26 protein-coding genes, 3 tRNA genes and 1 pseudogene are annotated in these 23,100 nt (G+C 40.2%); 6 read left to right on the forward strand and 24 right to left on the reverse strand.

The genetic code is table 11. The features are described from left to right. Window positions 1-520: pseudogene (locus MKL35_RS02810) on the forward strand (hypothetical protein); the annotation flags it as partial. A 69-nt stretch (window positions 521-589) separates the two neighbouring features. On the opposite strand, the gene MKL35_RS02815 reads toward MKL35_RS02810, so the two are convergent. From MKL35_RS02815 to MKL35_RS02830, 4 genes are all read right to left on the reverse strand, one after another. Further along, window positions 590-1,183 (reverse strand): HAD family hydrolase, encoded by a 594-nt coding sequence (locus MKL35_RS02815; protein WP_017392652.1) that lies wholly within the window; start codon window positions 1,181-1,183, stop codon window positions 590-592. Window positions 1,184-1,289: 106 nt separating this feature from the next. Then, window positions 1,290-1,366, reverse strand: a tRNA-Arg gene (locus MKL35_RS02820). 39 nt (window positions 1,367-1,405) lie between these two features. Next, window positions 1,406-1,482, reverse strand: a tRNA-Arg gene (locus tag MKL35_RS02825). A gap of 10 nt (window positions 1,483-1,492) precedes the next feature. Further along, window positions 1,493-1,583 (reverse strand) — tRNA-Ser (locus MKL35_RS02830). A 261-nt stretch (window positions 1,584-1,844) separates the two neighbouring features. On the opposite strand from MKL35_RS02830, the gene rnr reads away from it, so the two are divergent. The 4 genes from rnr (at window position 1,845) to MKL35_RS02850 (ending at window position 7,146) form a co-directional block, all read left to right on the forward strand. Further along, window positions 1,845-4,265, forward strand: a complete 2,421-nt coding sequence (gene rnr, locus MKL35_RS02835) for a ribonuclease R (protein ID WP_004711833.1) — start codon at window positions 1,845-1,847, stop codon at window positions 4,263-4,265. A gap of 133 nt (window positions 4,266-4,398) precedes the next feature. Continuing rightward, window positions 4,399-6,453 (forward strand): M3 family metallopeptidase, encoded by a 2,055-nt coding sequence (locus tag MKL35_RS02840; RefSeq protein ID WP_032011515.1) that lies wholly within the window; start codon window positions 4,399-4,401, stop codon window positions 6,451-6,453. Window positions 6,454-6,493: 40 nt separating this feature from the next. Next, the gene (locus MKL35_RS02845; protein WP_002049754.1) at window positions 6,494-6,703 is read left to right on the forward strand and encodes a YheV family putative zinc ribbon protein; all 210 of its coding nucleotides are present in this window, start codon (window positions 6,494-6,496) and stop codon (window positions 6,701-6,703) included. Between the two features lie 11 nt (window positions 6,704-6,714). Then, complete coding sequence (locus tag MKL35_RS02850) at window positions 6,715-7,146, forward strand: hypothetical protein (protein ID WP_022575950.1); 432 nt, start codon at window positions 6,715-6,717, stop codon at window positions 7,144-7,146. A 147-nt stretch (window positions 7,147-7,293) separates the two neighbouring features. On the opposite strand, the gene MKL35_RS02855 is transcribed toward MKL35_RS02850, so the two are convergent. The 5 genes from MKL35_RS02855 to MKL35_RS02875 all read right to left on the reverse strand — a co-directional run bounded on the left by MKL35_RS02855 (window position 7,294) and on the right by MKL35_RS02875 (window position 12,833). Beyond that, a complete protein-coding gene (locus tag MKL35_RS02855; RefSeq protein ID WP_006580689.1) occupies window positions 7,294-9,489 on the reverse strand; it encodes a TRAP transporter large permease subunit in 2,196 nt (731 codons plus the stop codon). 187 nt (window positions 9,490-9,676) lie between these two features. Beyond that, window positions 9,677-10,243 (reverse strand): rhombosortase, encoded by a 567-nt coding sequence (rrtA, locus tag MKL35_RS02860; RefSeq protein WP_004711824.1) that lies wholly within the window; start codon window positions 10,241-10,243, stop codon window positions 9,677-9,679. Between the two features lie 83 nt (window positions 10,244-10,326). Beyond that, complete coding sequence (locus MKL35_RS02865; RefSeq protein ID WP_002049690.1) at window positions 10,327-11,412, reverse strand: hypothetical protein; 1,086 nt, start codon at window positions 11,410-11,412, stop codon at window positions 10,327-10,329. A 767-nt stretch (window positions 11,413-12,179) separates the two neighbouring features. Further along, window positions 12,180-12,569, reverse strand: coding sequence for a hypothetical protein (locus tag MKL35_RS02870; RefSeq protein ID WP_032011514.1), 390 nt, complete (start codon window positions 12,567-12,569; stop codon window positions 12,180-12,182). Window positions 12,570-12,575: 6 nt separating this feature from the next. Continuing rightward, window positions 12,576-12,833 (reverse strand): FAD assembly factor SdhE, encoded by a 258-nt coding sequence (locus MKL35_RS02875; protein ID WP_002049719.1) that lies wholly within the window; start codon window positions 12,831-12,833, stop codon window positions 12,576-12,578. A 189-nt stretch (window positions 12,834-13,022) separates the two neighbouring features. Here MKL35_RS02875 and MKL35_RS02880 point away from each other — a divergent pair, with 189 nt between their 5' ends. Next, complete coding sequence (locus tag MKL35_RS02880; protein WP_032011511.1) at window positions 13,023-14,195, forward strand: acyl-CoA dehydrogenase family protein; 1,173 nt, start codon at window positions 13,023-13,025, stop codon at window positions 14,193-14,195. 48 nt (window positions 14,196-14,243) lie between these two features. Here the strand turns inward: MKL35_RS02880 and MKL35_RS02885 are convergent, their stop codons facing one another. The 15 genes from MKL35_RS02885 to rpsN all read right to left on the reverse strand — a co-directional run bounded on the left by MKL35_RS02885 (window position 14,244) and on the right by rpsN (window position 23,099). Continuing rightward, window positions 14,244-15,734, reverse strand: coding sequence for a flavin-containing monooxygenase (locus MKL35_RS02885; protein WP_065286445.1), 1,491 nt, complete (start codon window positions 15,732-15,734; stop codon window positions 14,244-14,246). A 181-nt stretch (window positions 15,735-15,915) separates the two neighbouring features. Next, on the reverse strand, window positions 15,916-16,293 hold the full coding sequence (gene rplQ / locus MKL35_RS02890; RefSeq protein ID WP_002049717.1) for a 50S ribosomal protein L17: 378 nt from the start codon (window positions 16,291-16,293) through the stop codon (window positions 15,916-15,918). An 18-nt stretch (window positions 16,294-16,311) separates the two neighbouring features. Further along, window positions 16,312-17,319 (reverse strand): DNA-directed RNA polymerase subunit alpha, encoded by a 1,008-nt coding sequence (locus tag MKL35_RS02895; RefSeq protein ID WP_002049752.1) that lies wholly within the window; start codon window positions 17,317-17,319, stop codon window positions 16,312-16,314. Between the two features lie 17 nt (window positions 17,320-17,336). Continuing rightward, window positions 17,337-17,963: a 30S ribosomal protein S4 gene (gene rpsD, locus MKL35_RS02900; protein WP_002049716.1), complete on the reverse strand. Its 627-nt coding sequence runs from the start codon at window positions 17,961-17,963 to the stop codon at window positions 17,337-17,339. A gap of 12 nt (window positions 17,964-17,975) precedes the next feature. Further along, on the reverse strand, window positions 17,976-18,362 hold the full coding sequence (gene rpsK / locus MKL35_RS02905; RefSeq protein ID WP_001040166.1) for a 30S ribosomal protein S11: 387 nt from the start codon (window positions 18,360-18,362) through the stop codon (window positions 17,976-17,978). 19 nt (window positions 18,363-18,381) lie between these two features. Beyond that, the gene (rpsM, locus tag MKL35_RS02910; protein WP_000090816.1) at window positions 18,382-18,738 is read right to left on the reverse strand and encodes a 30S ribosomal protein S13; all 357 of its coding nucleotides are present in this window, start codon (window positions 18,736-18,738) and stop codon (window positions 18,382-18,384) included. A gap of 107 nt (window positions 18,739-18,845) precedes the next feature. Then, window positions 18,846-18,962 carry a 50S ribosomal protein L36 gene (gene rpmJ, locus MKL35_RS02915; RefSeq protein WP_000867907.1) on the reverse strand — a complete coding sequence of 39 codons (117 nt, stop codon included), beginning with the start codon at window positions 18,960-18,962 and terminating at the stop codon, window positions 18,846-18,848. 20 nt (window positions 18,963-18,982) lie between these two features. Further along, entirely contained in the window at window positions 18,983-20,302 is a 1,320-nt protein-coding gene (gene secY / locus MKL35_RS02920; protein WP_170318186.1) for a preprotein translocase subunit SecY, read from the reverse strand. 45 nt (window positions 20,303-20,347) lie between these two features. Beyond that, window positions 20,348-20,788: a 50S ribosomal protein L15 gene (rplO, locus tag MKL35_RS02925; protein WP_119689194.1), complete on the reverse strand. Its 441-nt coding sequence runs from the start codon at window positions 20,786-20,788 to the stop codon at window positions 20,348-20,350. 3 nt (window positions 20,789-20,791) lie between these two features. Continuing rightward, window positions 20,792-20,968: a 50S ribosomal protein L30 gene (gene rpmD / locus MKL35_RS02930; RefSeq protein WP_000849088.1), complete on the reverse strand. Its 177-nt coding sequence runs from the start codon at window positions 20,966-20,968 to the stop codon at window positions 20,792-20,794. Between the two features lie 6 nt (window positions 20,969-20,974). Further along, window positions 20,975-21,472 (reverse strand): 30S ribosomal protein S5, encoded by a 498-nt coding sequence (gene rpsE, locus MKL35_RS02935; RefSeq protein WP_001141025.1) that lies wholly within the window; start codon window positions 21,470-21,472, stop codon window positions 20,975-20,977. Window positions 21,473-21,474: 2 nt separating this feature from the next. Next, window positions 21,475-21,825: a 50S ribosomal protein L18 gene (rplR, locus tag MKL35_RS02940; protein WP_002049741.1), complete on the reverse strand. Its 351-nt coding sequence runs from the start codon at window positions 21,823-21,825 to the stop codon at window positions 21,475-21,477. A 14-nt stretch (window positions 21,826-21,839) separates the two neighbouring features. Next, complete coding sequence (rplF, locus tag MKL35_RS02945) at window positions 21,840-22,373, reverse strand: 50S ribosomal protein L6 (protein ID WP_002049709.1); 534 nt, start codon at window positions 22,371-22,373, stop codon at window positions 21,840-21,842. A gap of 13 nt (window positions 22,374-22,386) precedes the next feature. Then, window positions 22,387-22,782 carry a 30S ribosomal protein S8 gene (rpsH, locus tag MKL35_RS02950; protein WP_002049732.1) on the reverse strand — a complete coding sequence of 132 codons (396 nt, stop codon included), beginning with the start codon at window positions 22,780-22,782 and terminating at the stop codon, window positions 22,387-22,389. Between the two features lie 11 nt (window positions 22,783-22,793). Next, window positions 22,794-23,099 (reverse strand): 30S ribosomal protein S14, encoded by a 306-nt coding sequence (gene rpsN, locus MKL35_RS02955; RefSeq protein WP_002049689.1) that lies wholly within the window; start codon window positions 23,097-23,099, stop codon window positions 22,794-22,796. Between the last annotated feature and the right edge of the window lies 1 nt (window position 23,100).

Here is a 23,100-nt window from a genome sequence, read left to right on the forward strand (position 1 = left end):
TGGTGCGCTTGAAGTTGTATCTGATTTAGTGGGCGGCAATATCCAAGGTGCAACTGATCATGCGACTGGTATTGTCAACACTCTCGTTTCAAATGCCACAACTGCGGCTGGCATTTTAACCGACATTCTTGGTGGTGCGACTGGTGCTATTGGCGGTGTTACTGGTGGTGTAGGCGGTGATAGTCCACTTGGCACTGTAACTGACATTATTGGTGGTTTAACTGGTGGTACTACTGGAAGTAACCCACTTGGCACAGTTACCGATATTATTGGTGGTGTGACTGGGGGTACAGCTGGCAGCAACCCTATCGGTGTCGTAACAGATATCGTAGGTAGCTTAACTGGTGGCGTAACTGGTACAGGTGGCACAGATGTTATTTCTAACTTATTAGGTGGAGTAACTGGTAACTTAGGCGGAGTATCTTCTACAGTATCTAACGTAACAGACACGGTTCATACTTTAGTACCTCAGTCACTACTTACTGACCACTTCTTAAATATCTCTGTACATACTGTTTAATAATCTTCAAGAAAGCCACTGATAAAGTGGCTTTCTTTTTTAAATATATTTTTAAATATTAATTAATAATTAATTCATCTCTTGCCATCTATAATATTTCTTATGTGCTAGCTCTAACATTGCATAATCATTAGGAGTATCTCCATAAGCATAAATTGTAGAATATTGGGTTAGGTCATATTTATTTTTTATTCTATTTACTTTTTCTAAATAACCACAATCACCATTAATAAAATTACCCGTTAAAATACCATTATCTATTTCAAGTTGATTACAGATAACGTCCAAATCTAAAGACTGACACCAACTTTCTAAATAAACACCCAATGAAGCGGATACCACAACAACCTGATCTCCTTGCTGTTTATGCCAGTGAATACGTTCTAAAGCATTTTCACGAATACAGGTAGGAATTACCGTTTTAGCAAACTCTTGTCCCATATATTTTAGAGAGTTTGCATCATAGCCTATATATCCCACCTGACAGAGCTTAATTCGTATGGTTTTATCCGTTACCCATCCGAACTTATATCCTGCAATATAAGGCGCAAGCCGAAGACCACCTAATATTTGAGTTTTTCTACTCAAAGAGAATTTAAGAAATAAACTAAAAGTATCGTTATGAGTGATCGTGCCATCAAAGTCAAATAAAGCCAGATTCATTTATCATTATCTCTAATATAATTAAAAGTTATAAATTTAGATTTTTAAAATTTTACTAAATAACAGGCACAAAAAAACCGCTATAAAAGCGGTTAATTCTTCAAGTTGGTGCGCTCAGAGAGATTCGAACTCCCGACCCCTTAGTTCGTAGCCAAGTGCTCTATCCAGCTGAGCTATGAGCGCGTAACTTGTGTGCTTTTCAGCGATTCGTTCTGTTTTACTTGGTGCGCTCAGAGAGATTCGAACTCCCGACCCCTTAGTTCGTAGCCAAGTGCTCTATCCAGCTGAGCTATGAGCGCATTAAGTAAATGGCGGTGAGAGAGGGATTCGAACCCTCGATACCAGTAATAGGTATGCTTCCTTAGCAGGGAAGTGATTTCAGCCACTCATCCACCTCACCGGAACGAGCCGCCATAATACAAACTAAAACCTTATTGTTCAAGTCATCATACTGAAATTTTCTTATTTTTTCGTTCAATGAATTATTTTTTAAGCAATTTCCTTATTATTTTCGTCTTTTTCGATCAAACGCTTGTTAAGATAGATATTATTTCTTCATTAAAATACAGTAGCGCATAACACATTATTGCAAACCTAAACGTGCAGTTCTGGTCTGCATGACTTATGCTAAACTTATCTGCCAAGCGTGAAACCAAAAGACATGACAAAAAACTGGGCTGATCCCGAAGCGAAAGCTGAAGCTGAACGTTATGACAATCCTATTCCAAGCCGTACTCTAATATTAGATACGTTGGAACAATTGCAAACGCCGCAATCTCATGCAGAACTTGTTGACCATTTTCATATTCAAGACCAAAAAAGTATCGAAGCTTTAAGCCATCGCTTAAGTGCAATGGTTCGTGATGGCCAAATCATGAAAGAAGGGTTCAAGTTTCAGTTAGTGGCAGACCAACCAACCTATGAAGCCACTGTCTATATTAATAGTAAAGGTTTAGGCACTGCACATATTGATGGCCAAGATGATCTTTTGCTTCCTGAGCGCGAGTTACGTTTAGTCTTTAACGGCGATCGCGTCCGAGTTCGGCAGACCTCAGTAGACCGAAAAGGTAAACCGTGGGGTTTCATTACCGAGGTTCTCCAACACCGTGTAAAACAGTTAATTGGTAAATTGTCGATACACGAGGGTGAATACTTTATTCAACCCAATAATCCAAATCAGCATCAACCTATCCCATTAGAAAAAGAATTAGTTGCACATGCCAAAGCAAATGTTGGCGATATGCTTCGTGTTGCTATCGATACCTATCCAACCCGCGAAGAGTTTGCTACGGCGCATATTATTCAATCTATGGCCGATAAAGCGGATACAGAAATTATTATCCCACAAACCATTCTTGAGTTTGGCTTGCCTTATGAATTCCCAGATGAAGTTATAAAAGAAGCAGAAAGTTTTAAGGAACCTTCTGCACAAGACCGTGAAGGTCGAGTTGATTTAAGAGATTTAGCACTCGTCACAATCGATGGTGAAGATGCTCGAGATTTCGATGATGCTGTGTATGCAGAAAAACGTCCTGGTGGCGGTTATCGCGTTGTTGTAGCAATTGCTGATGTAAGCCACTATGTACGCCTAGGCTCAGCACTAAATGAAGAAGCAGAAGAACGTGGTACTTCAGTTTACTTCCCTCATTTTGTTTTACCAATGCTACCAGAAGCATTATCAAATGGATTGTGCTCACTTAACCCACACGTAGATCGTTTATGTATGGTCTGTGACTTGAAGCTCTCACGTACGGGCCGCGTAACTGGTTATGAGTTTTATCCATCAGTAATGCATTCAAAAGCACGTTTGACCTATACACAGGTAGCGCAATACTTTGACGGTGCAACTGACGCAATTCCAAAAGATCGTGATATTCACAAATCGTTAAATACGCTTTTCCAGCTTTATCAGATTTTGAAAAATTTACGTGCTGATCGTCATGCAATGGAGTTTGAAACCATTGAAACGTACATGACTTTTGATGAGCTGGGCGGAATTAAAGAAATTTTGCCACGTACACGTAATGAAGCACATAAGCTGATTGAAGAATGTATGTTGCTTGCTAACGTTGCTGCGGCTGAATATGCATTAGAACATGATATTCCAATGTTATATCGCGTACACGAAGCGCCTGAGTTCTCACGTATTCAGAAAGTAAAAGACTTTGTAAAACTTCTTGGCTTACCGTTCCCCGACCAACCAACTCAAGCAGATTATCAAAAAGTTATTGAGGCAACTAAAGACCGCATTGATGCGCCAAGCATTCATGCAGTGTTATTACGCTCAATGATGCAAGCTTACTATGGTGCAAAAAATGCCGGTCACTATGGTTTAGCTTATGAAGCTTATACACACTTCACTTCACCAATTCGCCGCTACCCAGATTTATTGTTACATCGTGCCATTAAAGCGCATCTTAAACAAAAGCCTTATCCGCTTTCTGGTGCGGCTTTAGATGATGCTGGTGAACATTTCTCTCAAACCGAGCGTCGTGCTGATGAAGCATCTCGTAGTGTAACGACTTGGTTAAAGTGCCACTATATGCAACAGCACTTAGGTGATGAGTTCATTGGTATTGTAAGTGCTGTCACTGAATTTGGTCTATTCGTTACTCTTAAAGATCTCTATGTTGATGGCATGATTCATATTAGCCAACTCGGCGATGATTTCTTTATTTATGATCAAGCGAGTCAAAACCTTATTGGACAAAATCGTGGTCAGGTTTTCGGTTTAGGCGATGAAGTTAAAATTCAGGTTGCTGGTGTAAATCTAGAAGAACGTAAGATCGATTTCCAACTTATTCAGCAAGTGACACATGCTGGACGAGTAGTTCGCAGTCGTGCCCCACGCACAACCAGAACAGCGGCACAAGCAACTGAAGAAGTTTTTGGCAAACCATCTACTCCTTCGAATGATGGTGAAAAACCTGTCCGTAAAAAGAAGGAAAAAGGTAAACCTAGTTCATATAGTAAAAAGTCTGGCAAAAAAACCTCTACGAAAGCAGAAGCCAAGCCAGAAAAAGTAAAGAAAAAAGCGAAACCCAAAAAGAAAAAGTCGAATGCCAAGTCTAAGGCTGACTAATTCATAAGTGTTTCTATTCCCTTTTATTAAGCTCCCAAGCATGGGGGCTTAATACTTTTAAAACGTTTATTTTCAAATTAAGCTTGATTTCCTGCCTAACAATACCTACATCTAATACTATGTTTAAAAAATAATGTGGCTATTAGCAATGACTTTACAGCAAGCGACTCTACCTACTCCCCGCTTTGACCAAATTACTTTAGATAATTTAAAACAAGATATTCAACAAGCGATTCAAGCGGGACAAGAGTTCTTAAATACCCTTACGGCTGCACCATCCGAGACAAATCAGCAACTTGCCGTGCTTGAACAAATTGATGCACTTGAAAATAACCTCAGTGAATCATGGGGAGTGTTGTCACATTTAAATGCTGTGATGAGTAATGCTGAAACTAGAGAGGTCTACCAGTCGCTCTTACCTGCTTTAAGTGAATATTACACTCAGCTTGGCCAACATACGGCGCTGTACCAGACTTATCAACACATTCATGATGGTCAGAGTTATTCAACGTTAAGCCCCGCAAAACAAAGTGCGATCCGCCTTGCATTACGTGACTTTAAACTTTCTGGCGTTGCTTTAGAAGGTGAAGAGAAAAAACGCTACGCAGAAATTTCTGCACGTCTTTCACAGCTTTCTTCGGACTTCTCAAACCATGTACTTGATGCGACACAGGCTTATTTTAAACCACTGACAGAAGATCAATTAAAAGGTCTTCCAGAAAGTAATGTTGAGTTATTAAAACAGTACGGCAAACAGCGTGAGCTTGATCAAGCAGTAGCAACTTTAGATTTCCCAGCTTATTTTGCCATTATGACCTATGCCGATGACCGTACTTTGCGAGAAGAGCTTTATAAAGCTTATGTCACTCGTGCATCAGATCAATCTGAACAAACAGAATTTGATAACAGCAAGATTATGGAAGAAATCTTGAGCCTTCGCCAAGAGATGGCAAAACTACTTGGTTTCAATAACTACGCTGAATATTCTCTTGCTAGTAAAATGGCTCCAGATGTTAAAACTGTTCATGACTTTTTAGCCGACTTAGCTGAGCATGCACGTACCCCTGCTCTCCAAGAAGTTGCTGAGCTACAAGCCATTGCCAAACAAGATGGGATTGATGAACTCAAACCTTGGGATACCACTTACTATTCTGAAAAGCTTAAACAACAACAGTTTAATTTGTCACAAGAAGCATTAAAGCCTTATTTCCCTGCTCCGAAAGTCATTCAGGGTTTATTCCAGATTGTGCAGCGCCTATACGGTATTAATATTGTTGAACGTGAAGCTCCAGTTTGGCATCCAGATGCACGTTATTTTGAGTTAGAAGACCAAGGCCAAGTGATTGGTGGGTTCTACTTTGATTTATATGCACGTACAGGTAAACGCGGCGGTGCATGGATGAGTGGCTTCCGCTCACGTATGCAAACTGTTCATGGTTTACAAAAACCAATTTGCTATATGGTGTGTAACTTCACACCACCTGTAGGTAACCAGCCTGCCTTATTAACTCATGATGAAGTCATCACCTTATTCCACGAATTTGGCCATGGCTTACACCATATGCTCACTGAAGTAGATAATATTTCGGTTGCAGGTACTCACGGCGTTGCTTGGGATGCAGTCGAGTTACCAAGTCAGTTTATGGAGTTTTGGTCATGGGATAAAGAAAGTCTGGATGTTTTAAGTGAGCATATTGAGAGCAAGCAGACCTTACCTCAAGAGTTACTTGATGCTTTATTAAATGCACGTTTCTTCCAGTCTGGTATGCAAACTTTACGTCAGCTTGAATTTGCATTGTTTGATTTAACCATTCATACCAAAACACCAGCATTAAATAGTGAGCAAATTCAACAGACTTTAGATGATATTCGCAAACAATATGCAGTGGTACCAACTGTTGAATACAATCGTTTCCAACATAGCTTTAGTCATATTTTTGCAGGCGGCTACGCAGCGGGTTACTACTCTTACAAATGGGCGGAAGTTTTAGCAAGTGACGCATTTGACCGTTTCGAAAATGAAGGTATTTTCAATACTCAAACAGGTAAAGAATTCCGCCAAGCAATTTTAGCTGTAGGTGGAAAAGACACTGCTCTTGAAGCATTTGTGAATTTCCGCGGTCGTGAGCCAAAAATTGATGCATTGTTACGTCATCAAGGTTGGACGAATGACAATAAAACCGCTTAAACTATGGGCCTAAATTGATCGTGTGGTTAGGGTGATAAAGATGAAAAAACGTTTCATTGCTGGAGCTAAATGTCCAAAATGTGAAGCCATAGATCGGATTGTCATGCTAACCACCGCTGAAGACGAATGGATTGAATGTATCGAATGCGGATATAGCGAAAATCGACCGACTCATGTTGATGAGCCCGAAACGCCTGCTATACCTGATGAAGTTGGAGTAATACAGTTCAAGCCTCGTCGTTCTGACTAAAGGTCTTAGACATGCCACTACAAAGAAAACAAAACTCAAAATTATTGTGGATTTTAATTGGGGGCTTAAGCATTCTCGTAGTGCTTTTTTTCGCAGCACAATGGTTTTTCAAAAAAACTGAATCGTCAGCGCCAATGGTTGATCCTCAACCAGCCTCGACACCTGTACCTCAAAAAACGACACAACCATCTGCAAGTTCGGAGCCTGTAGCTCAAACACACACTGCTAATTCGCAGCAACTTGTAAATGAAGATGTGCTCAAACAGCCTGTCCCTGCGCAAGAGTCTTTAGCAAAAGAAGAAGTTTCTAAACTTAATGACATTCATCAGCAGCTGCAAGATCAGGAAGCAACACTAAAAGCCCAGCATGCCGATGCAGACCAACTCATTAAGTTAAAAGAAGAGCAAGTAAAACTCCTTGAAGCTCAGGTTAAACAGCAATAGTATTTATTTAAATCTCATTATGATGCAAAAAGCTAGTTCACTCTGAACTAGCTTTTTATTTATTAAGAATTTTTATATCAAAATAACTACCACATAAAAAAACACCCTCCTTAAAGAGAGTGTTTTTATTGAGCTTACATATTTAGATTATTGGTACCAACCAAATAGTTTGAGTACTAATGGAGCATAAGTAACTAATACCAATGATGAGAACAAAACAATAATTGGTAATAACCAACGTTCATAACGGTAATAGAAACTTGTGTACTTCTCTTTCGCTTCTGCATCGGCAGCATTTACCTCATCATCACCAACCGATAACCGCGTCAATAGATGGTTCAAGGCAACTGGTGGGGTTACATAACCAAACTCGAATGCAACCAATACAATCATCCAGAAGTGAATTGGATGAATACCATTTTCGTAGGCTACAGGTGCAATCGTTGCTGCTACTAAAATTACCGCACCAAATGGATCGGTACACATACCAATAATGGCAAGTAGTAATGCAATAAATGCGAGCGAAATATAAATATTACCCAAATGAGTCGGCAACATTTCAACAATTTCGGTACGCTCGATTAAACCACCCACACTTGCTGACAATGCCATCAAAATAATAAGCGCACCAATATGTCCAACTGTTTCTGATGTTGCAAAACGTAATGCTCCACCAAAACCTAGACGGAACTGTGAACTATGCGGATCGTGTGACTGTAAAAATGGAGATTTTTTCTCATGTTCACGAACAATTGCTTCATGAATATTTAACGCTGGTGCCTCTTTAGGCATAACCATTTTATCGTACAAGATCATTGCAATCAGCACGAGTGGCAGAATTACTGGTGCAGTAAATTCGTTCATTCCGGTATCTAATGCATATTTATAAAATGCAAGAACAACTACTGTAATTAAGATATATGGAATAACGGGTACGAAAGCTCGTGCCATGCCTGGAAGTGCTACTTTCGGCGAGTTCACGCGGAACTTCTCTTCTGCCAAGAAAAGAGATACACCTAAGAAAATAAATGCAGTTAACCAGAAGACATAAATACCATGACCAAATAACTCATCAGATGTAACATGACGGCTGTCCAACATGGCAATTAAAACCACCAAAAGACAAGGACGCACCACTACACCTAGTGAACCAGACATTGCAGATACAGCGAGTGCATATTGGCGGCGAGCACCAGCATTCCAAACTTCTTTATAAATAATCGCACCGGCTGCGATTACGAAAATTCCAGAAGCACCCGTATAAGCAGTCGGCACAGCAGCAGCGATTAAAATTAACCAAGTTAAAGTTTCTGGGGCCAAGTTCCATGGACGAAGTACGTTTAGGAATAAATCCATAACACGTGTTTGTGTGAGTAACATACCCGCCCAAATAAATAAGGCAAGGTTTAAGAAAATGCCCGAGAATTCTACCAACTGACCTAGGTAAATCCCTTGGCCCATTGGATAATCCATAAAGAACGTAAAAGCTACACCTGTAATCACAGCCATATACGCATACAAAGGTACACATAATAAAGCTAGGCCAATATTGCCACCCTCACGTTTTGGCGCAGGGGAAACAAATAGCTGATAAAGGCTAATTAAGGTCAGAATGACAAACAAGATCATCCATAACCAATAAATAATGATTGTTTCATGAGTTGGAGAAACCCCTGAATTAATCACAGAACGGTACTGGCTAATTACTGACGAACTGAGCAATGCATTACCAAGCAACATAAAGAAGGCATACACTTTGTAGTCCAGCTTTGTTGCAGGGTTACGTAAACCAATATGGTGAAACTTTAACGATGCAGTAATCGCTGAAATCAAAACCATAAAGACCAGCAAAATTGCGCGATTTTCTGTACCAAATTTAAATATACCAAAGAAACCCGTTTCAATCGTACGGTATGTACGTACCCCTGGATGTGCTTCAATATATTTAATGGTTTTATCGTAAGCCAAATATTTATCTTCACATTGCTGCTGTGCTGCTAGTAAGGATGCACGGACATCACTTTCTGAAGCTGCACCAAAGAAGCTTGCGAAATCATCAGATGCATTCGCTTTCATTTGCTCTTTTACTTGAGCATCAATATTTGGGTGTCGATCACAAGATGGCTTTTCAGGCTCAGCACGCAAAAACGAATATTGCATGCCTGAAGCAGGGTCACCATAAAGGCGTTCCCCGATACGTAATAATTGTCCGTGGATCATTTCCCCGGTACCAATTATGAGCGTCATTAATAACAAAATGAGGATCACGAATGTTGAGATCCATTCGTTCCATACATAACCCAGCAGACCTAATCCAGATCTTTTTTCTTGATATTCTTGCATAAATATTCCAATTTTGTTCTCTCAAATCCCTCATAACAAAGGCTTTGAGTCATGCAATTTCCTTGGTCAGGGGTATCGTCCATTCCCCTTCTACCAATCCCTTTATTCAACGATCAAATTTGCATCAAACTTTATCAATAAAGAATGACTAAAATCTCTTTTTTAACAGTTTGTATTGTCAATCTTTCTATTTGAATCTTTGTATTAGCCAATAGCATCCTCCAAAGATTGCACCGCCTATCGCCCCATACAAATGAGCTTCGGTTAAAACAGGACTTCCTATCAGCTGTGCTGTGCCTGTTTGACCAAATGTATTTTCCCAAATTAGCTTGGCGATAATTAAACCTAAAACCAGTAATGCAAAATTCCGTTCTTTACGGTATTGCAAATAAACTAAAGCAACAGCCGTATACAGCCCATGGAGCACTCCAGATAGACCGGCATATGCATCGATATAAGGCAAATAAAAATAGAAAACCAAACTAATAAAAGGCGGCAGAAGAAAAAGAAGACTTAAAATATGCCACACTTTGGTATGTGGAAATATGAAGGGCAAACATGCAAATGCCATCATATTTAATAAAAAATGAATCCAGCCGACATGTACCCAATGTGCTGTCCACAAACGCCAAAATTCACCAAGTAAGCTTTCGCGCCAATAAATAAAATAGTCTGGAAATACCTGTAGACATGCAGAAACAGAAATGCACCCTGCGACCAAAAGCACTTTTTTATTGAGTACATGATCTTTCATAGCACACTCCTTTTAAAACTGAACTCCTTACGATTAATACGAAAATCAGTAGTAACGCAAGGAGTGAGTTTCTTCAGATCTTTTTACTGTGCAGGTGCAGTTGTTGAGTCAGCTGGAACTTCTGATGCAGCCCCACCATCAAATAACTCATCCAGTTCTGCTGAACCTTCGTTTTTCTCATCCCAGAAATGAGACATACCACCATCGCCTGTACGAACACCGGTATGCTCAGTCCAGTAACGGTCAGAAATGCCACGAACGATTAAACCAGCCATACTATCGATTAACTTAAAGTTCGGATTAACTGGTTTATCATCTGCTTGAGATGCTGCATATGTTTTTAATGCATCACGGATTTTTGCATCGTCACCACTCGCCTGAGCAGCTACAGCATAGAGTGCGTGAGACAAACGAACACCTTTTTGTTCACCAATTTGGACTGACTGTTTTAAAGTCTCATACGGATCAGGCTTACCTTCGTTAGCCCCTGGTAATAAAGTCCAGATCACCGCACGTGTTGCATTTGGTGCACCCCAGAACTTTTGGTTATCAAGGCAGACCATACCACGCTCTACAATAGCAGCGATATCTTTCGGAACATTGACAGAACCACCTGAGTTAATATCATTCGTCACCGCTTGAAGACCGCTGATCATCCCCAGTAGATATACAGTCTGATCAGTATCACTACGCATAGTTGGACATGAGTCACCTAAATGGTACTTATATTTAGATTCCCAACGATCAGCGAATAATTTATAGCCGGTATATTGGCGTTCAGCAGCAATAGCAGCCCAACGCTTCTGCGCAATACGTGCATCTTGAGCTTCTGTAACCTGTCCTGCTTTTGAAGCACGCAAGTAACGTAACTCCTGTTCTAATGCTTGGTTTTCCGCGCATACACCTGAGGCAGCATACATTAAGACAGCGACACGAGTAGGATCTGCACCCATACCCTTAGTCGACATGATTGCAGGAGTTAAGGCACTACCAGTATTACAAACCATTTCAGCATCTTGCATTGCTAAAATAGGTGGAACAACATGCTTTTCCGTAAAACCTAAAGCAACATTTGCTCCACTTTTCACGACGTATGAACAACCTGATAAAACTGAAGCTGCAAGAAAACTCATCGCCAAACCTTGGCTTATTTTTTGGACTTTAGACATCTTCCTGTCCTCGATGTAATTTGTTTTTTCCTTTTCAGATGTACATTAGCAGATGCATATCTTGAATAAAAGAGTAATTACTCTAATTGTAGCGCTTATACTTTGACACACTTCACAGCAGATAAAATTGACAGTTTTTCAGGGAAACAAAAATTTTAGGCAAAAAAAAGTAGCATTGCGACGGTTCAGCACATGCTACTTATTAACTGGGATAAGCTTTTAACGGCTTATATTATTGTTGTTCTATATAATCCTTGAGTAAAGTTCCTGCTCTTCCTACTACTACAGCCATAACAACTGCAATTAACAGAAACATCCACATTGAAATCTCCATGAGAGACCTCCTTACTACATTCGCACCCAGTAAAACTGGACACTTGATGAAATTAATCGATTAACCAATTAAACTATTGACTGACCGACGACCTTTGCATCCTCTGTCTCTTAACTTTGCTATAATTAGCTTTATTAAGATGTTCCCTGAGTAAAGTTCCTGCTCTTCCTATCACCACTGCCAGAATGATGGCAATGACCAAGAACGACCATGTTGGCATCTCCATTTGAGACCTCCGACACACTTTACGTTGGTGTTTGTACTTTAACCGATAGAATAATAACCATATTGAGAAATTGTCCGACAATTAAATTTCTTGCTCTTTTTTCTGTATTTTAACTAGACAATTTAAATTTCCTGAAAAGAAATAAATATTAATTATTTGATTTTTAATGCTTTTAAATAAATATACAAATGTAGAATTGTCTAACAATTAATAAAATTTTTCTAAGGTTTTAAGTTGTTTCCACTGAGATAGAGGCATTTGATCAAACCAAATAACAGAAGTTAATGTCTTATGCCCTTCAAAATAGACCACTATGAAAATCTGATAATCAATTATTTTTAAAATCTCTACCCGAGAAATTGTTTGTTCTGAATGAAAGCTAAGTGACCATAATTTTTGATCTAAATGAGCAATTTGAGCGAGCTGTGGCCGCTTTAAAAAGAAAATAAAACTTATGAATAGTAAACTGACCGTAACCAACCACCATAATATTGGTAGGAGTTGATAAAATAGAACTACCAAATTTAAGCCAATAAAAAACTGAAATATAATCGCAAAACGGCTATATTTCAGTTTGAAATTCAAATGGCTGTCCAAAACTAATCAGCCATGAACATAGTGCTTTAATTTATGAATAAAATCACGTAATTCTGTACGCGGCGGTTCAGATACTTCCATAAACCAGTCAAGTAAATCAGGATCTTCCTGCTCTACCAATTCAGCAAATAATGCTTTTTCTGCTGGATCTGCCTTTAAATAATAATTTTTCACATACGGGTCAAAATAGACATCAATTTCCTTTAAACCGCGGCGTGCGCGATAAACTACTTTACGTTCTTCCAAGGTCATTTCTTCAGACATTTATTTCCCCATCTGCGTTGATAGTGCGCCTAGTTTACCTGATCACATAAGAAAGTTCGCTAAAAATCTCAAATTGACCAAACTTATCACTTCATAGCTATAAATGAGCATTCATCACATTGTTAGACCTAGTAAGCTTCCCGTATGTTTAGACTTATAACATCAAGCCCAAACCAAGGAAGAAATACAATGCAATCTGGTGCTATTCGTCCCATTCCAAATATGTTACCTCGCCGTCTATTAAATGAAGAACATGAAGCTTTCCGAGAAACTGTACGCAAGTTTTATGAAAAAGAAGTTGTACCAAATACTGAAAAATATGAAAAACAACAACATGTTGACCGAGATCTTTGGAATAAAGCGGGTGCCTTAGGCTTACTGTGCACAACCATGCCTGAACAATACGGTGGCTCAGGTGTTGACCGCCTATACAGTATGATTCTTATTGAAGAACAAGCCTATGCAATGGACTCAAGTACAGGTTTTTCACTGCATTCCGATATTGTCGCGAACTATATCAATAACTTTGGAAACGAAGAACAAAAGCAAAAATGGCTCCCTAAAATGGCGACTGGCGAAACAGTAACCGCGATTGCCATGACCGAGCCAGGAACAGGATCCGATTTACAGGCTGTGAGAACGACTGCTGTTCTTGATGGCGATGAATATGTCATTAATGGTTCAAAAATATTTATTACCAATGGTTATTTGTGCGATATGGCTATCGTTGTTTGTAAAACAGGCAACAGTGATAAAGGCTCTGCCAATTTATCACTTATTATTGTGGCAGCTGATCGTGCAGGTTTTACTAAAGGTAAGCCACTCAACAAAATTGGCATGAAAGGCCAAGATACATGTGAACTTTTCTTCGACAACGTCCGTGTTCCTAAAGAAAATCTTTTAGGCATGGAAGGTATGGGCTTTATTATGCTCATGAAAGAATTAGCATGGGAGCGTATGTTGGTGGCAATTATCTGCCAAGCTGGTGCAGAAGCAGCGTTTGCTCATACTGTTCAATATACAAAAGATCGTAAAGCATTTGGCAAGCCAATTAGTGCTTTCCAGAATACACGTTTCAAACTCGCAGAATTACGTACAGAAATTGATTTCTGCCGTACCTATTTAGATCGTTGTATGGAATTACAACTCGATGAAAAATTGAGTGTTGAAGCAGCTGCTGCTGCAAAATATAAAATTTCAGATATGTTCTCAAAAGTTGTAGATGAATGTCTTCAATTACATGGTGGTTATGGCTATATGCTGGAATATCCAATTGCTCGCGCTTACATCGATCACCGAGCAAACCGTATCTATGCAGGTACCAATGAAATTATGAAAGAACTAATCTCTAGAACTCTTTAATGTTCACAATAAAAAGGAGGCTTATAGCCTCCTTTTTATTTTTGAATATCAAGATACTAATTTTGGTTTACGTGTAGTAACTTCTGAATGCTTATGAAAGCGTAGAACACCATCATCAAATTTTGCATTTTTTAATGATTTTCGGTCTTCAAGATAATTATTGGTTACCTGCCATGGTGCTTGTTTACCTTGTTTAGGAATCACGTCAGCAGCACGACTAATATAACCAGATGATAAGCTACCCATGACTGTGTCCTCTTCCATCACAGTCTTATCACCAAATGGGATGACTTCATCATAATTATTCTTATCCATATAGTTTAATAAACGACAGATATAATCTGCTGCAATATCAACTTTTAATGTCCACGAAGCATTTACATAGCCAATAATCATCGCCATATTTGGTACATCGCTGAGCATCACGCCGTTATAAAGCATGTGTTCAGATGATTTAACTGGCTCTCCATCAATAGTTGCCTGCACACCACCCATGATTTGAACCTGTAAACCAGTTGCAGAAACAATGATATCTGCATCAAGATGTTTACCTGATTTTAATTGAATACCGGTCTCAGTAAATTTTTCAATTTGATCAGTTTCAACACTCGCCTTACCTTCACGAAGAATTTTAAATAAATCACCATCAGGTACCACACACAAACGCTGATCCCAAGGGTTATATGAAGGTGTAAAATGTTTCATATCTACTTTACCCTTAAGCTGCATTTCAATTGCTTTTAAGAGTAAACGACGAACTGTCTTCGGATGCTTTTGAGACAATGCATAAATTGCCCGTTGCATACTAATATTACGTGCTCGTGTAAATTTATAAGCCGCCTCTTCAGACATAAATCTACGTGTTTTTTCATAGATGAAATCAATAGACGGAACAGAAGCAATATAAGTCGGTGAACGTTGTAGCATCGTCACATGACCAGCGCCACCTTTTGACATAGCTGGTACTAAAGTAATTGCAGTAGCTCCACTACCAATAATTACTACTTTCTTACCCGTATAGTCTAAATTCTCTGGCCAATGCTGCGGATGAATAAGTTGACCTTTGAAAGCATCTTGATTTGGGAATGTCGGCGCATAGCCTTGATCATAATTATAATAACCTGTACAACCTACAACAAAGTTGGCTATCCAGGTCTGCTGTTTTTTATTACTGTCTTCGACAACAACATTCCACTTCTTAGATGAAGAATCATAATTTGCAGAAAGTACACGATGACCAAAATGAATTTTTTCTTTTAATTTAAATTCATCAATAACTTCGCCTAAATATCCTTTAATAGAAGCTCCATCAGCCAATACATTTGCTTTACGCCATGGTTTAAAGTTAAAACCAAAAGTTGACATATCTGAGTCTGAACGAATACCAGGATAACGAAAGAGGTCCCAAGTCCCCCCAAAAGATTCACGACGCTCTAAAATTTCAAACTGACGTTGTGGAGAATTTTTAGATAAATGGGCAGCCACTCCGATTCCTGAAATGCCGGCACCAATGATTAGAATATCAACTTGCTTTTCCATTTTATTTTTATACCCATTGTTGAGAATATGACTTTATTAAAGCACAATTTTGACAATACACAATGTCAAGTTTGACCGTTTATCCGTTTTTTTATGTCACTTGAGGACAATTTTTAAATTTTCCATTTTTCAAAACATAAAAAAGACCGGCATAAAGCCGGCCTTTTTCGAATAATATCAATTATTCAGCTGAAGTGTTCACTTCACGATCTACAAGCTCAACGTAAGCCATCGGTGCTGCATCACCAGCACGGAAGCCCGCTTTAAGAACACGTAGATAACCGCCGTTACGTTCTTTGTAACGAGGGCCGAGTACGGTAAATAATTTACCAACAGTTGCAGCATTACGAGTACGAGCAAATGCTAAACGACGATTTGCTACAGTATCGTTTTTTGCTAGAGTGATTAAAGGCTCAGCAACACGACGTAATTCTTTAGCTTTAGGAACAGTTGTTTTGATCAACTCGTGTTCAAATAAAGAATTAGCCAAGTTTTGGAACATCGCTTTACGATGGCTGCTTGTACGGCCTAATTTCACACCACTATTACGATGACGCATGGTGATAGTCCTACTTAATTAACGGCTACGATAGGCAAAACGGTCGTCCATACGAAGACTAGCTGGTGGCCAGTTTTCAAGACGCATACCGAGTTGTAAGCCTTTCGATGCCAAAACATCTTTGATCTCTGTTAACGATTTTTTACCAAGGTTAGGAGTTTTTAACAACTCAACTTCAGTACGTTGAACGAGATCACCAATGTAGTAAATATTTTCTGCTTTCAAACAGTTAGCAGAACGAACAGTAAGCTCTAGATCATCTACTGGGCGAAGCAAGATTGGGTCAACTTCTTCACGAGGCTCTTGAGCAACTGGAGTTTGGTCTTTCTGAAGATCAACAAAAATTGCAATTTGTTGTTGCAAGATTGTTGCCGCTTTGCGGATTGCTTCTTCAGGATCAACCGTTCCATTTGTTTCAAGGTCGATTACCAGCTTATCTAAATCGGTACGTTGTTCAACACGCGCATTTTCAACGGTGTAAGAAACACGTTTAATTGGGCTATAAGAAGCATCTAATTGCAAACGACCTACAGGACGTGTTTCACCTTCAGGGAAACGAGAATCAGAAGTTTCATAACCACGACCTTGAGCAACTTTCAAGCGCATTTTTAATGAACCTGAAGCACTCAAAGTACCGATTAAATGATCTGGGTTAACCACTTCAACATTATGAGGTAAACGAAGGTCGGCAGCAGTAATATCGCCAGGACCTTGTTTTTCTAATGTTAAATAAGCTTCATTTTGATCGAACAGCTTAATAGACAATCCTTTTAGGTTCAGCAAGAGCTCGACGATGTCCTGCTGCAAGCCTTCTAAAGTACTGTACTCGTGCTCGACACCTTCTATCTCTACTTCAACCACAGCAGCGCCAGGTAAAGAAGACAATAGAATGCGACGTAAAGCATTACCTAGAGTATGGCCAAAACCACGCTCTAAAGGTTCTAGAATCACTTTTGCCGAGGTCCCGCTTACCGCTTCGACCTTGATCGCTTGCGGAGTGAGAAACTCGTTTGCAGTACGCGTCATTATTGCTACCTCAAGGATTATTTAGAATACAATTCTACAATCAAGCTTTCGTTGATTTCAGCAGGTAAATCAGAACGATCTGGTGCAGCTTTAAACGTACCTTCAAGTTTAGAATGATCAACATCAATCCAAGCTGGAATACCACGTTGAGCAGCTAATTCAATCGCGTTTTTGATACGCAATTGTTGTTTAGCACCTTCGTGAACCGCAATTACATCACCCGCTTTAACTTGAATAGATGCGATGTTTACACGACGACCATTCAAAGTAATGCTACGGTGACTTACTAACTGACGAGCTTCTGCACGTGTAGAACCAAAACCCATGCGATAAACAACGTTATCAAGACGGCTTTCAAGCAATTTCAACAAGTTCTCACCAGTTGCGCCTTTTACACGAGCTGCTTCTTTATAGTAGTTACTAAATTGACGCTCTAACACACCGTAAATACGACGGACTTTTTGTTTTTCACGTAATTGTAGTGAATACTCAGATTGCTTACCACCGCGAGCCTGACCGTGTTGACCAGGTGCTTTGTTAGCTTTTTTTGTTTTGACGTCAAATGGTTTAACGCCAGATTTAAGTTGCAGGTCTGTCCCTTCGCGGCGAGAGAGTTTGCATTTTGGACCAATATAACGAGCCATGAATGTTTCTCCTTACACGCGACGTTTTTTAGGTGGACGGCAACCGTTGTGAGGAATTGGAGTCACATCGGTAATGCTGTTAATCTTATAACCCACTGCGCCTAATGCACGAACCGCAGACTCACGACCTGGACCAGGACCTTTTACAAGGACGTCAAGGTTTTTCAAACCGTAATCTAAAGCTGCTTTACCAGCAACTTCAGCAGCTACCTGAGCAGCAAACGGAGTTGATTTACGTGAACCACGGAAGCCTTGTCCACCTGAGGTGGCCCAAGCCAATGCATTACCTTGACGATCGGTAATCGTAACAATGGTGTTATTAAAAGACGCGTGAATGTGTGCAACACCTTCAGAGACGGTACGAGTGACCTTCTTGCGTGTGCGAGTATCTTTAGCCATCTTTTAGCTTCCAGAAATCTTACTTTTTAATCGGTTTGCGCGGACCTTTACGGGTACGTGCGTTAGTTTTGGTGCGTTGACCACGGACAGGCAAGCTGCGACGATGACGAAGGCCACGATAGCAACCTAAATCCATTAAACGTTTAATGTTCATGGAAATTTCGCGACGTAAGTCACCTTCGGTAGGAACCTTAGCAACTTCTGCACGAATCGCATCAAGCTGAGCATCGTCCAACTCACGGATCTTAGTAGTCTCAGTAATACCAACTGTAGCTAAGATATTCTTAGCAGTGTGGCGACCGATACCAAAGATGTAAGTGAGGGAGATAACAGCATGCTTGTTATCCGGAATGTTTACACCGGCAATACGAGCCATTCACTTTTCTCCAAAAAGGCAGTAGAGATAATCAACCGCCCCACAAAAATCTTGAGGGGCGGATATTAACCCAATTCGCCTACTGAAATCAACAGGTCTTGATTAGATTAACCTTGACGCTGCTTATGACGAGGTTCTGCGCTACAAATCACGCGAATAACCCCATTACGACGGATAACTTTACAGCTACCACAAATTTTCTTTACAGAAGCTTGTACTTTCATGATGAAACCTCTAAGTGCGCTTATCCCTTAGGATGAGCAGTCGTTTTTCTCATTAATGTTTGATTGTCATATTGATGAGATGTTAAATGCGCTTGTAGCTGAGCCATAAAGTCCATAACAACAACGACTACGATCAGTAATGAGGTACCACCCAAATAGAATGGAATACCAAAAGAACTTTGTAGAATCATTGGCATCAAACAAATGACTGTAATATAAATCGCACCAATAAACGTCAAACGATTAAGAATATGATCTAAGTAACGAGCAGTTTGCTCACCTGGGCGAATACCAGGCACATAAGCTCCGCTGCGTTTTAGATTTTCTGATACTTCCTTAGGGCTAAATACTAAAGCCGTATAAAAGTAACAGAAAAAGATAATTAACGCACCAAAGAGCACCAAATACAAAGGCTGTCCAGGCGACAATACCAAAGCTAAATCTTGTAAGCTACGTTTAATTAAACCAGCATTCGGATCTGCACTACCCACCCATTGTCCAAGACTTGCTGGGAACAATAGTAAAGAACTTGCAAAAATCGCAGGAATCACACCAGCCATATTAATTTTTAATGGTAGATGTGTTTGCTGAGCTGTAAATATACGACGCCCTTGCTGCTTCTGCGCATAGTTTACTGGAATACGACGCTGTGCTTTTTCAATAAACACAATCGCAGCCAATACACCAAGAGACAAAAGACCAAAGATAACAAGACCAATTAAACTTGTTTGACCATTATCTACAGATGACACTGATTGCATAATTAACTTAGGCAAACCAGCTACAATACCTGCAAAAATAATCATTGAGATACCATTACCGATACCTCTTTCAGTGATTTGTTCACCTAACCACATTAAGAACATAGTTCCAGCGATAAGTGATGTAACTGCAGGTATATAGAATGCAAGTCCTGTAGACAGAGTAATACCCTGACCAATAAGGCCTGCACACATACCTACTGCCTGAACCACTGCAAGTAGTAATGTACCTTGACGCGTATATTGATTAATTTTTCGCTTACCTTGCTCCCCTTCCTTTTTCAAGGCTTCAAGAGAAGGAATCACTGTTGACATTAACTGCACAATAATAGATGCAGAAATATAAGGCATGATCCCTAAAGCAAGAATCGACATTCGCTCTAAAGCACCGCCAGAAAACATATTGAATAGCCCAAGAATAGTTCCTTGGTTTGCATGAAATAAATTTTCTAACGCAGCATTATTAATGCCTGGTACTGGAATATGCGCTCCTAGTCGAAAGACCAGCAATGCACCGATTAGAAAACTCATCCGGCGAATAATTTCACGGTATTTCACATGAAATGGCTGACCTTTCATCATGTTGACATGACCTGAAGAACTAGGAGACATAGACACTCGAGATTACTCCTCGACTTTACCGCCAGCTGCTTCAATTGCAGCTTTAGCGCCTTTAGTCAATGCAACACCTTGAACAGTGAATGCACGAGTGATTTCACCAGAAAGCACGATACGAGCACGAATTTGATCGCGACGAACAACATTCGCACCTTTTAAAGTTTCAAGGCTAACAATGTCGCCTTCCACTTTAGTTAACTCAGACAAACGTACTTCAGCAGTTTTTAAAGCGATTTGGCTAGTGAAACCGAATTTAGGTAAACGACGATAAATCGCTGTTTGACCGCCTTCGAAACCTGGACGAACGCCACCACTTTTACGTGATTTTTGACCTTTGACACCACGGCCACCAGTCTTACCAACGCCAGAACCGATACCACGGCCTAAACGACGGTGTTCACGTTTTGCACCTTCTGCAGGTGCAAGCTCATTTAAACGCAGAGTCATGGCTTATTCCTCTACACTAACCATATAGTAGACTTTGTTGATCATACCACGGTTAGAAGGCGTATCTTGCACTTCTACAGTATGACCAATACGACGCAGACCTAAACCTTGTAAGCAAAGCTTGTGATTTTTCAAGCGATGTGAAGAAGATTTAGTCTGGGTAACTTTAATCGTTTTCATGATTGATTACCCTTGAATTTCTTCTACTGATTTACCACGTTTCGCAGCGACTTTCTCAGGAGAAGTCATATCACGCAAACCTTTAAAAGTTGCGTTTACTACGTTAGCAGCATTTGTAGAACCATAACATTTAGCAAGTACGTTATGTACACCTGCAGCTTCAAGAACGGCACGCATTGCACCACCAGCGATTACGCCAGTACCTTCTGAAGCAGGTTGCATGTATACACGGCTTGCACCATGACGAGCATTCACAGGGTGTTGTAAAGTAGTACCAGCAAGGTCTACAGTGATCATGTTGCGACGAGCAGCTTCAAGTGCTTTAGAAATAGCAGCAGGAACTTCACGTGCTTTACCACGACCAAAACCAACACGACCATTACCATCACCCACAACAGTTAATGCTGTGAAAGAGAAGATACGACCGCCCTTAACAACTTTGGCTACACGATCAACGGCAACCAGCTTTTCAACAAGACCTTCGTTTTGTTCAACTTTAGCCATGATTAGAACTCCAAGCCGTTTTCACGAGCAGCATCAGCCAAGGCTTTGATACGACCATGATATTTAAAACCAGAACGGTCAAATGCAACTTTAGTTACACCAGCTGCTTTCGCGCGTTCTGCGATTAAAGCACCTACTTTAGTAGCTGCATCTACATTACCTGTAGTACCGCTACGTAAAGATGCATCCAAAGTTGAAGCTTGCGCTAAAACTTTGCCACCATCTGCTGAAATAACTTGAGCATAGATGTGACGCGGAGTGCGGTTTACACACAAACGAGTCGCACCCAATGCACGAATGTGCAAGCGTGTGCTTTTCGCACGACGCAAACGGGATTGTTTCTTTTCGTTCATAAGAACCTCGCGCCTTATTTCTTCTTAGCTTCTTTACGAAGAATGACTTCATCCGAATAACGAACACCTTTACCTTTATATGGTTCAGGAGCACGGTACGCACGGATTTCTGCCGCTACTTGACCTAACAACTGCTTGTTTGCTGATTTCAAAATGATTTCAGTTGCAGTTGGAGTTTCCGCTGTTACACCTTCTGGTAAAGCGTAGTCAATTGGGTGTGAATAACCAAGGTTAAGGTTTACAACAGTACCTTTAACCGCAGCTTTATAACCAACACCAACTAGCTGTAACTTACGTTCGAAGCCTTCGCTAACACCTTTTACAAGGTTGTTCAATACAGCGCGAGCAGTACCAGCTTGCATCCAAGCATCTTTCGATTCTTTAACTGGAGCAAGTTGAAGTTTACCTTCTTCCTGTTTTAGCTCGACCAGCGCATGCAGGTTGAAAGACAATGTACCTTTGCTGCCTTTCACTTCGACCTGCCGGCCGTTCTGAGTAACTGCTACACCATTAGGTACAGTTACTGGGGCTTTAGCCACACGAGACATGAGGAATCACCTATTAAGAAACAAAAGCAATAACTTCACCACCAACGCCTGCAGCACGTGCAGCGCGATCAGTCATGATGCCTTTGCTTGTAGAAACAATTGCAATACCTAAACCTTGCTTAACGCTTGGAAGTTTATCTTTACCACGGTATTGGCGAAGACCTGGACGGCTTACGCGCTTAACCATTTCGATAACTGGTTTGCCTTCGAAATATTTTAAAGTAATTGTCAAAGTAGATTTTGTCTCTTCTTGAGCAACTTCTACATTTGAAATATAACCTTCTTGTTGAAGTACGTTTGCAATTGCAACTTTCAACTTAGAAGAAGGCATAGAAACAGTTTGTTTCTTAGCCATTTGTGCGTTACGAACACGTGTTAGCATGTCGGCAACGGTATCTTGCATACTCATTTAGTCGCTCCTTACCAGCTTGCCTTAACAACGCCTGGTACATCACCCTGCATTACTGTGTCACGTAATTTGTTACGGCTTAAACCGAACTTACGGAAGTAACCATGAGGACGACCAGTTAAACCACAACGGTTACGAAGACGTACCGGAGATGCATTACGTGGCAATGCTTGTAACTTTAACATCGCTTCGAAACGCTCTTCTTCACTTGCGTTTACGTTTGCAATTGTAGCTTTTAATTCAGCACGTTTTGCAGCGTATTTAGCAACTGTTTTTTCGCGTTTCAATTCGCGATTAATCATACCTTTCTTAGCCATA

The sequence above is a fragment of the Acinetobacter sp. AOR41_HL genome, assembly GCF_027854645.1.
In the GTDB taxonomy this organism is placed as follows: domain Bacteria; phylum Pseudomonadota; class Gammaproteobacteria; order Pseudomonadales; family Moraxellaceae; genus Acinetobacter; species Acinetobacter nosocomialis.

Bases quoted from the DNA above. Each gene is read 5' to 3' on its own strand.
- MKL35_RS02815 (WP_017392652.1), bottom strand. From the start codon at position 1,183: ATGAATCTGGCTTTATTTGACTTTGATGGCACGATCACTCATAACGAT.
- rnr (WP_004711833.1), top strand. From the start codon at position 1,845: ATGACAAAAAACTGGGCTGATCCCGAAGCGAAAGCTGAAGCTGAACGT.
- MKL35_RS02840 (WP_032011515.1), top strand. From the start codon at position 4,399: ATGTGGCTATTAGCAATGACTTTACAGCAAGCGACTCTACCTACTCCC.
- MKL35_RS02845 (WP_002049754.1), top strand. From the start codon at position 6,494: ATGAAAAAACGTTTCATTGCTGGAGCTAAATGTCCAAAATGTGAAGCC.
- MKL35_RS02850 (WP_022575950.1), top strand. From the start codon at position 6,715: ATGCCACTACAAAGAAAACAAAACTCAAAATTATTGTGGATTTTAATT.
- MKL35_RS02855 (WP_006580689.1), bottom strand. From the start codon at position 9,489: ATGCAAGAATATCAAGAAAAAAGATCTGGATTAGGTCTGCTGGGTTAT.
- rrtA (WP_004711824.1), bottom strand. From the start codon at position 10,243: ATGAAAGATCATGTACTCAATAAAAAAGTGCTTTTGGTCGCAGGGTGC.
- MKL35_RS02865 (WP_002049690.1), bottom strand. From the start codon at position 11,412: ATGTCTAAAGTCCAAAAAATAAGCCAAGGTTTGGCGATGAGTTTTCTT.
- MKL35_RS02875 (WP_002049719.1), bottom strand. From the start codon at position 12,833: ATGTCTGAAGAAATGACCTTGGAAGAACGTAAAGTAGTTTATCGCGCA.
- MKL35_RS02880 (WP_032011511.1), top strand. From the start codon at position 13,023: ATGCAATCTGGTGCTATTCGTCCCATTCCAAATATGTTACCTCGCCGT.
- MKL35_RS02885 (WP_065286445.1), bottom strand. From the start codon at position 15,734: ATGGAAAAGCAAGTTGATATTCTAATCATTGGTGCCGGCATTTCAGGA.
- rplQ (WP_002049717.1), bottom strand. From the start codon at position 16,293: ATGCGTCATCGTAATAGTGGTGTGAAATTAGGCCGTACAAGCAGCCAT.
- MKL35_RS02895 (WP_002049752.1), bottom strand. From the start codon at position 17,319: ATGACGCGTACTGCAAACGAGTTTCTCACTCCGCAAGCGATCAAGGTC.
- rpsD (WP_002049716.1), bottom strand. From the start codon at position 17,963: ATGGCTCGTTATATTGGTCCAAAATGCAAACTCTCTCGCCGCGAAGGG.
- rpsK (WP_001040166.1), bottom strand. From the start codon at position 18,362: ATGGCTAAAGATACTCGCACACGCAAGAAGGTCACTCGTACCGTCTCT.
- rpsM (WP_000090816.1), bottom strand. From the start codon at position 18,738: ATGGCTCGTATTGCCGGTGTAAACATTCCGGATAACAAGCATGCTGTT.
- rpmJ (WP_000867907.1), bottom strand. From the start codon at position 18,962: ATGAAAGTACAAGCTTCTGTAAAGAAAATTTGTGGTAGCTGTAAAGTT.
- secY (WP_170318186.1), bottom strand. From the start codon at position 20,302: ATGAAAGGTCAGCCATTTCATGTGAAATACCGTGAAATTATTCGCCGG.
- rplO (WP_119689194.1), bottom strand. From the start codon at position 20,788: ATGACTCTGCGTTTAAATGAGCTTGCACCTGCAGAAGGTGCAAAACGT.
- rpmD (WP_000849088.1), bottom strand. From the start codon at position 20,968: ATGAAAACGATTAAAGTTACCCAGACTAAATCTTCTTCACATCGCTTG.
- rpsE (WP_001141025.1), bottom strand. From the start codon at position 21,472: ATGGCTAAAGTTGAACAAAACGAAGGTCTTGTTGAAAAGCTGGTTGCC.
- rplR (WP_002049741.1), bottom strand. From the start codon at position 21,825: ATGAACGAAAAGAAACAATCCCGTTTGCGTCGTGCGAAAAGCACACGC.
- rplF (WP_002049709.1), bottom strand. From the start codon at position 22,373: ATGTCTCGTGTGGCTAAAGCCCCAGTAACTGTACCTAATGGTGTAGCA.
- rpsH (WP_002049732.1), bottom strand. From the start codon at position 22,782: ATGAGTATGCAAGATACCGTTGCCGACATGCTAACACGTGTTCGTAAC.
- rpsN (WP_002049689.1), bottom strand. From the start codon at position 23,099: ATGGCTAAGAAAGGTATGATTAATCGCGAATTGAAACGCGAAAAAACA.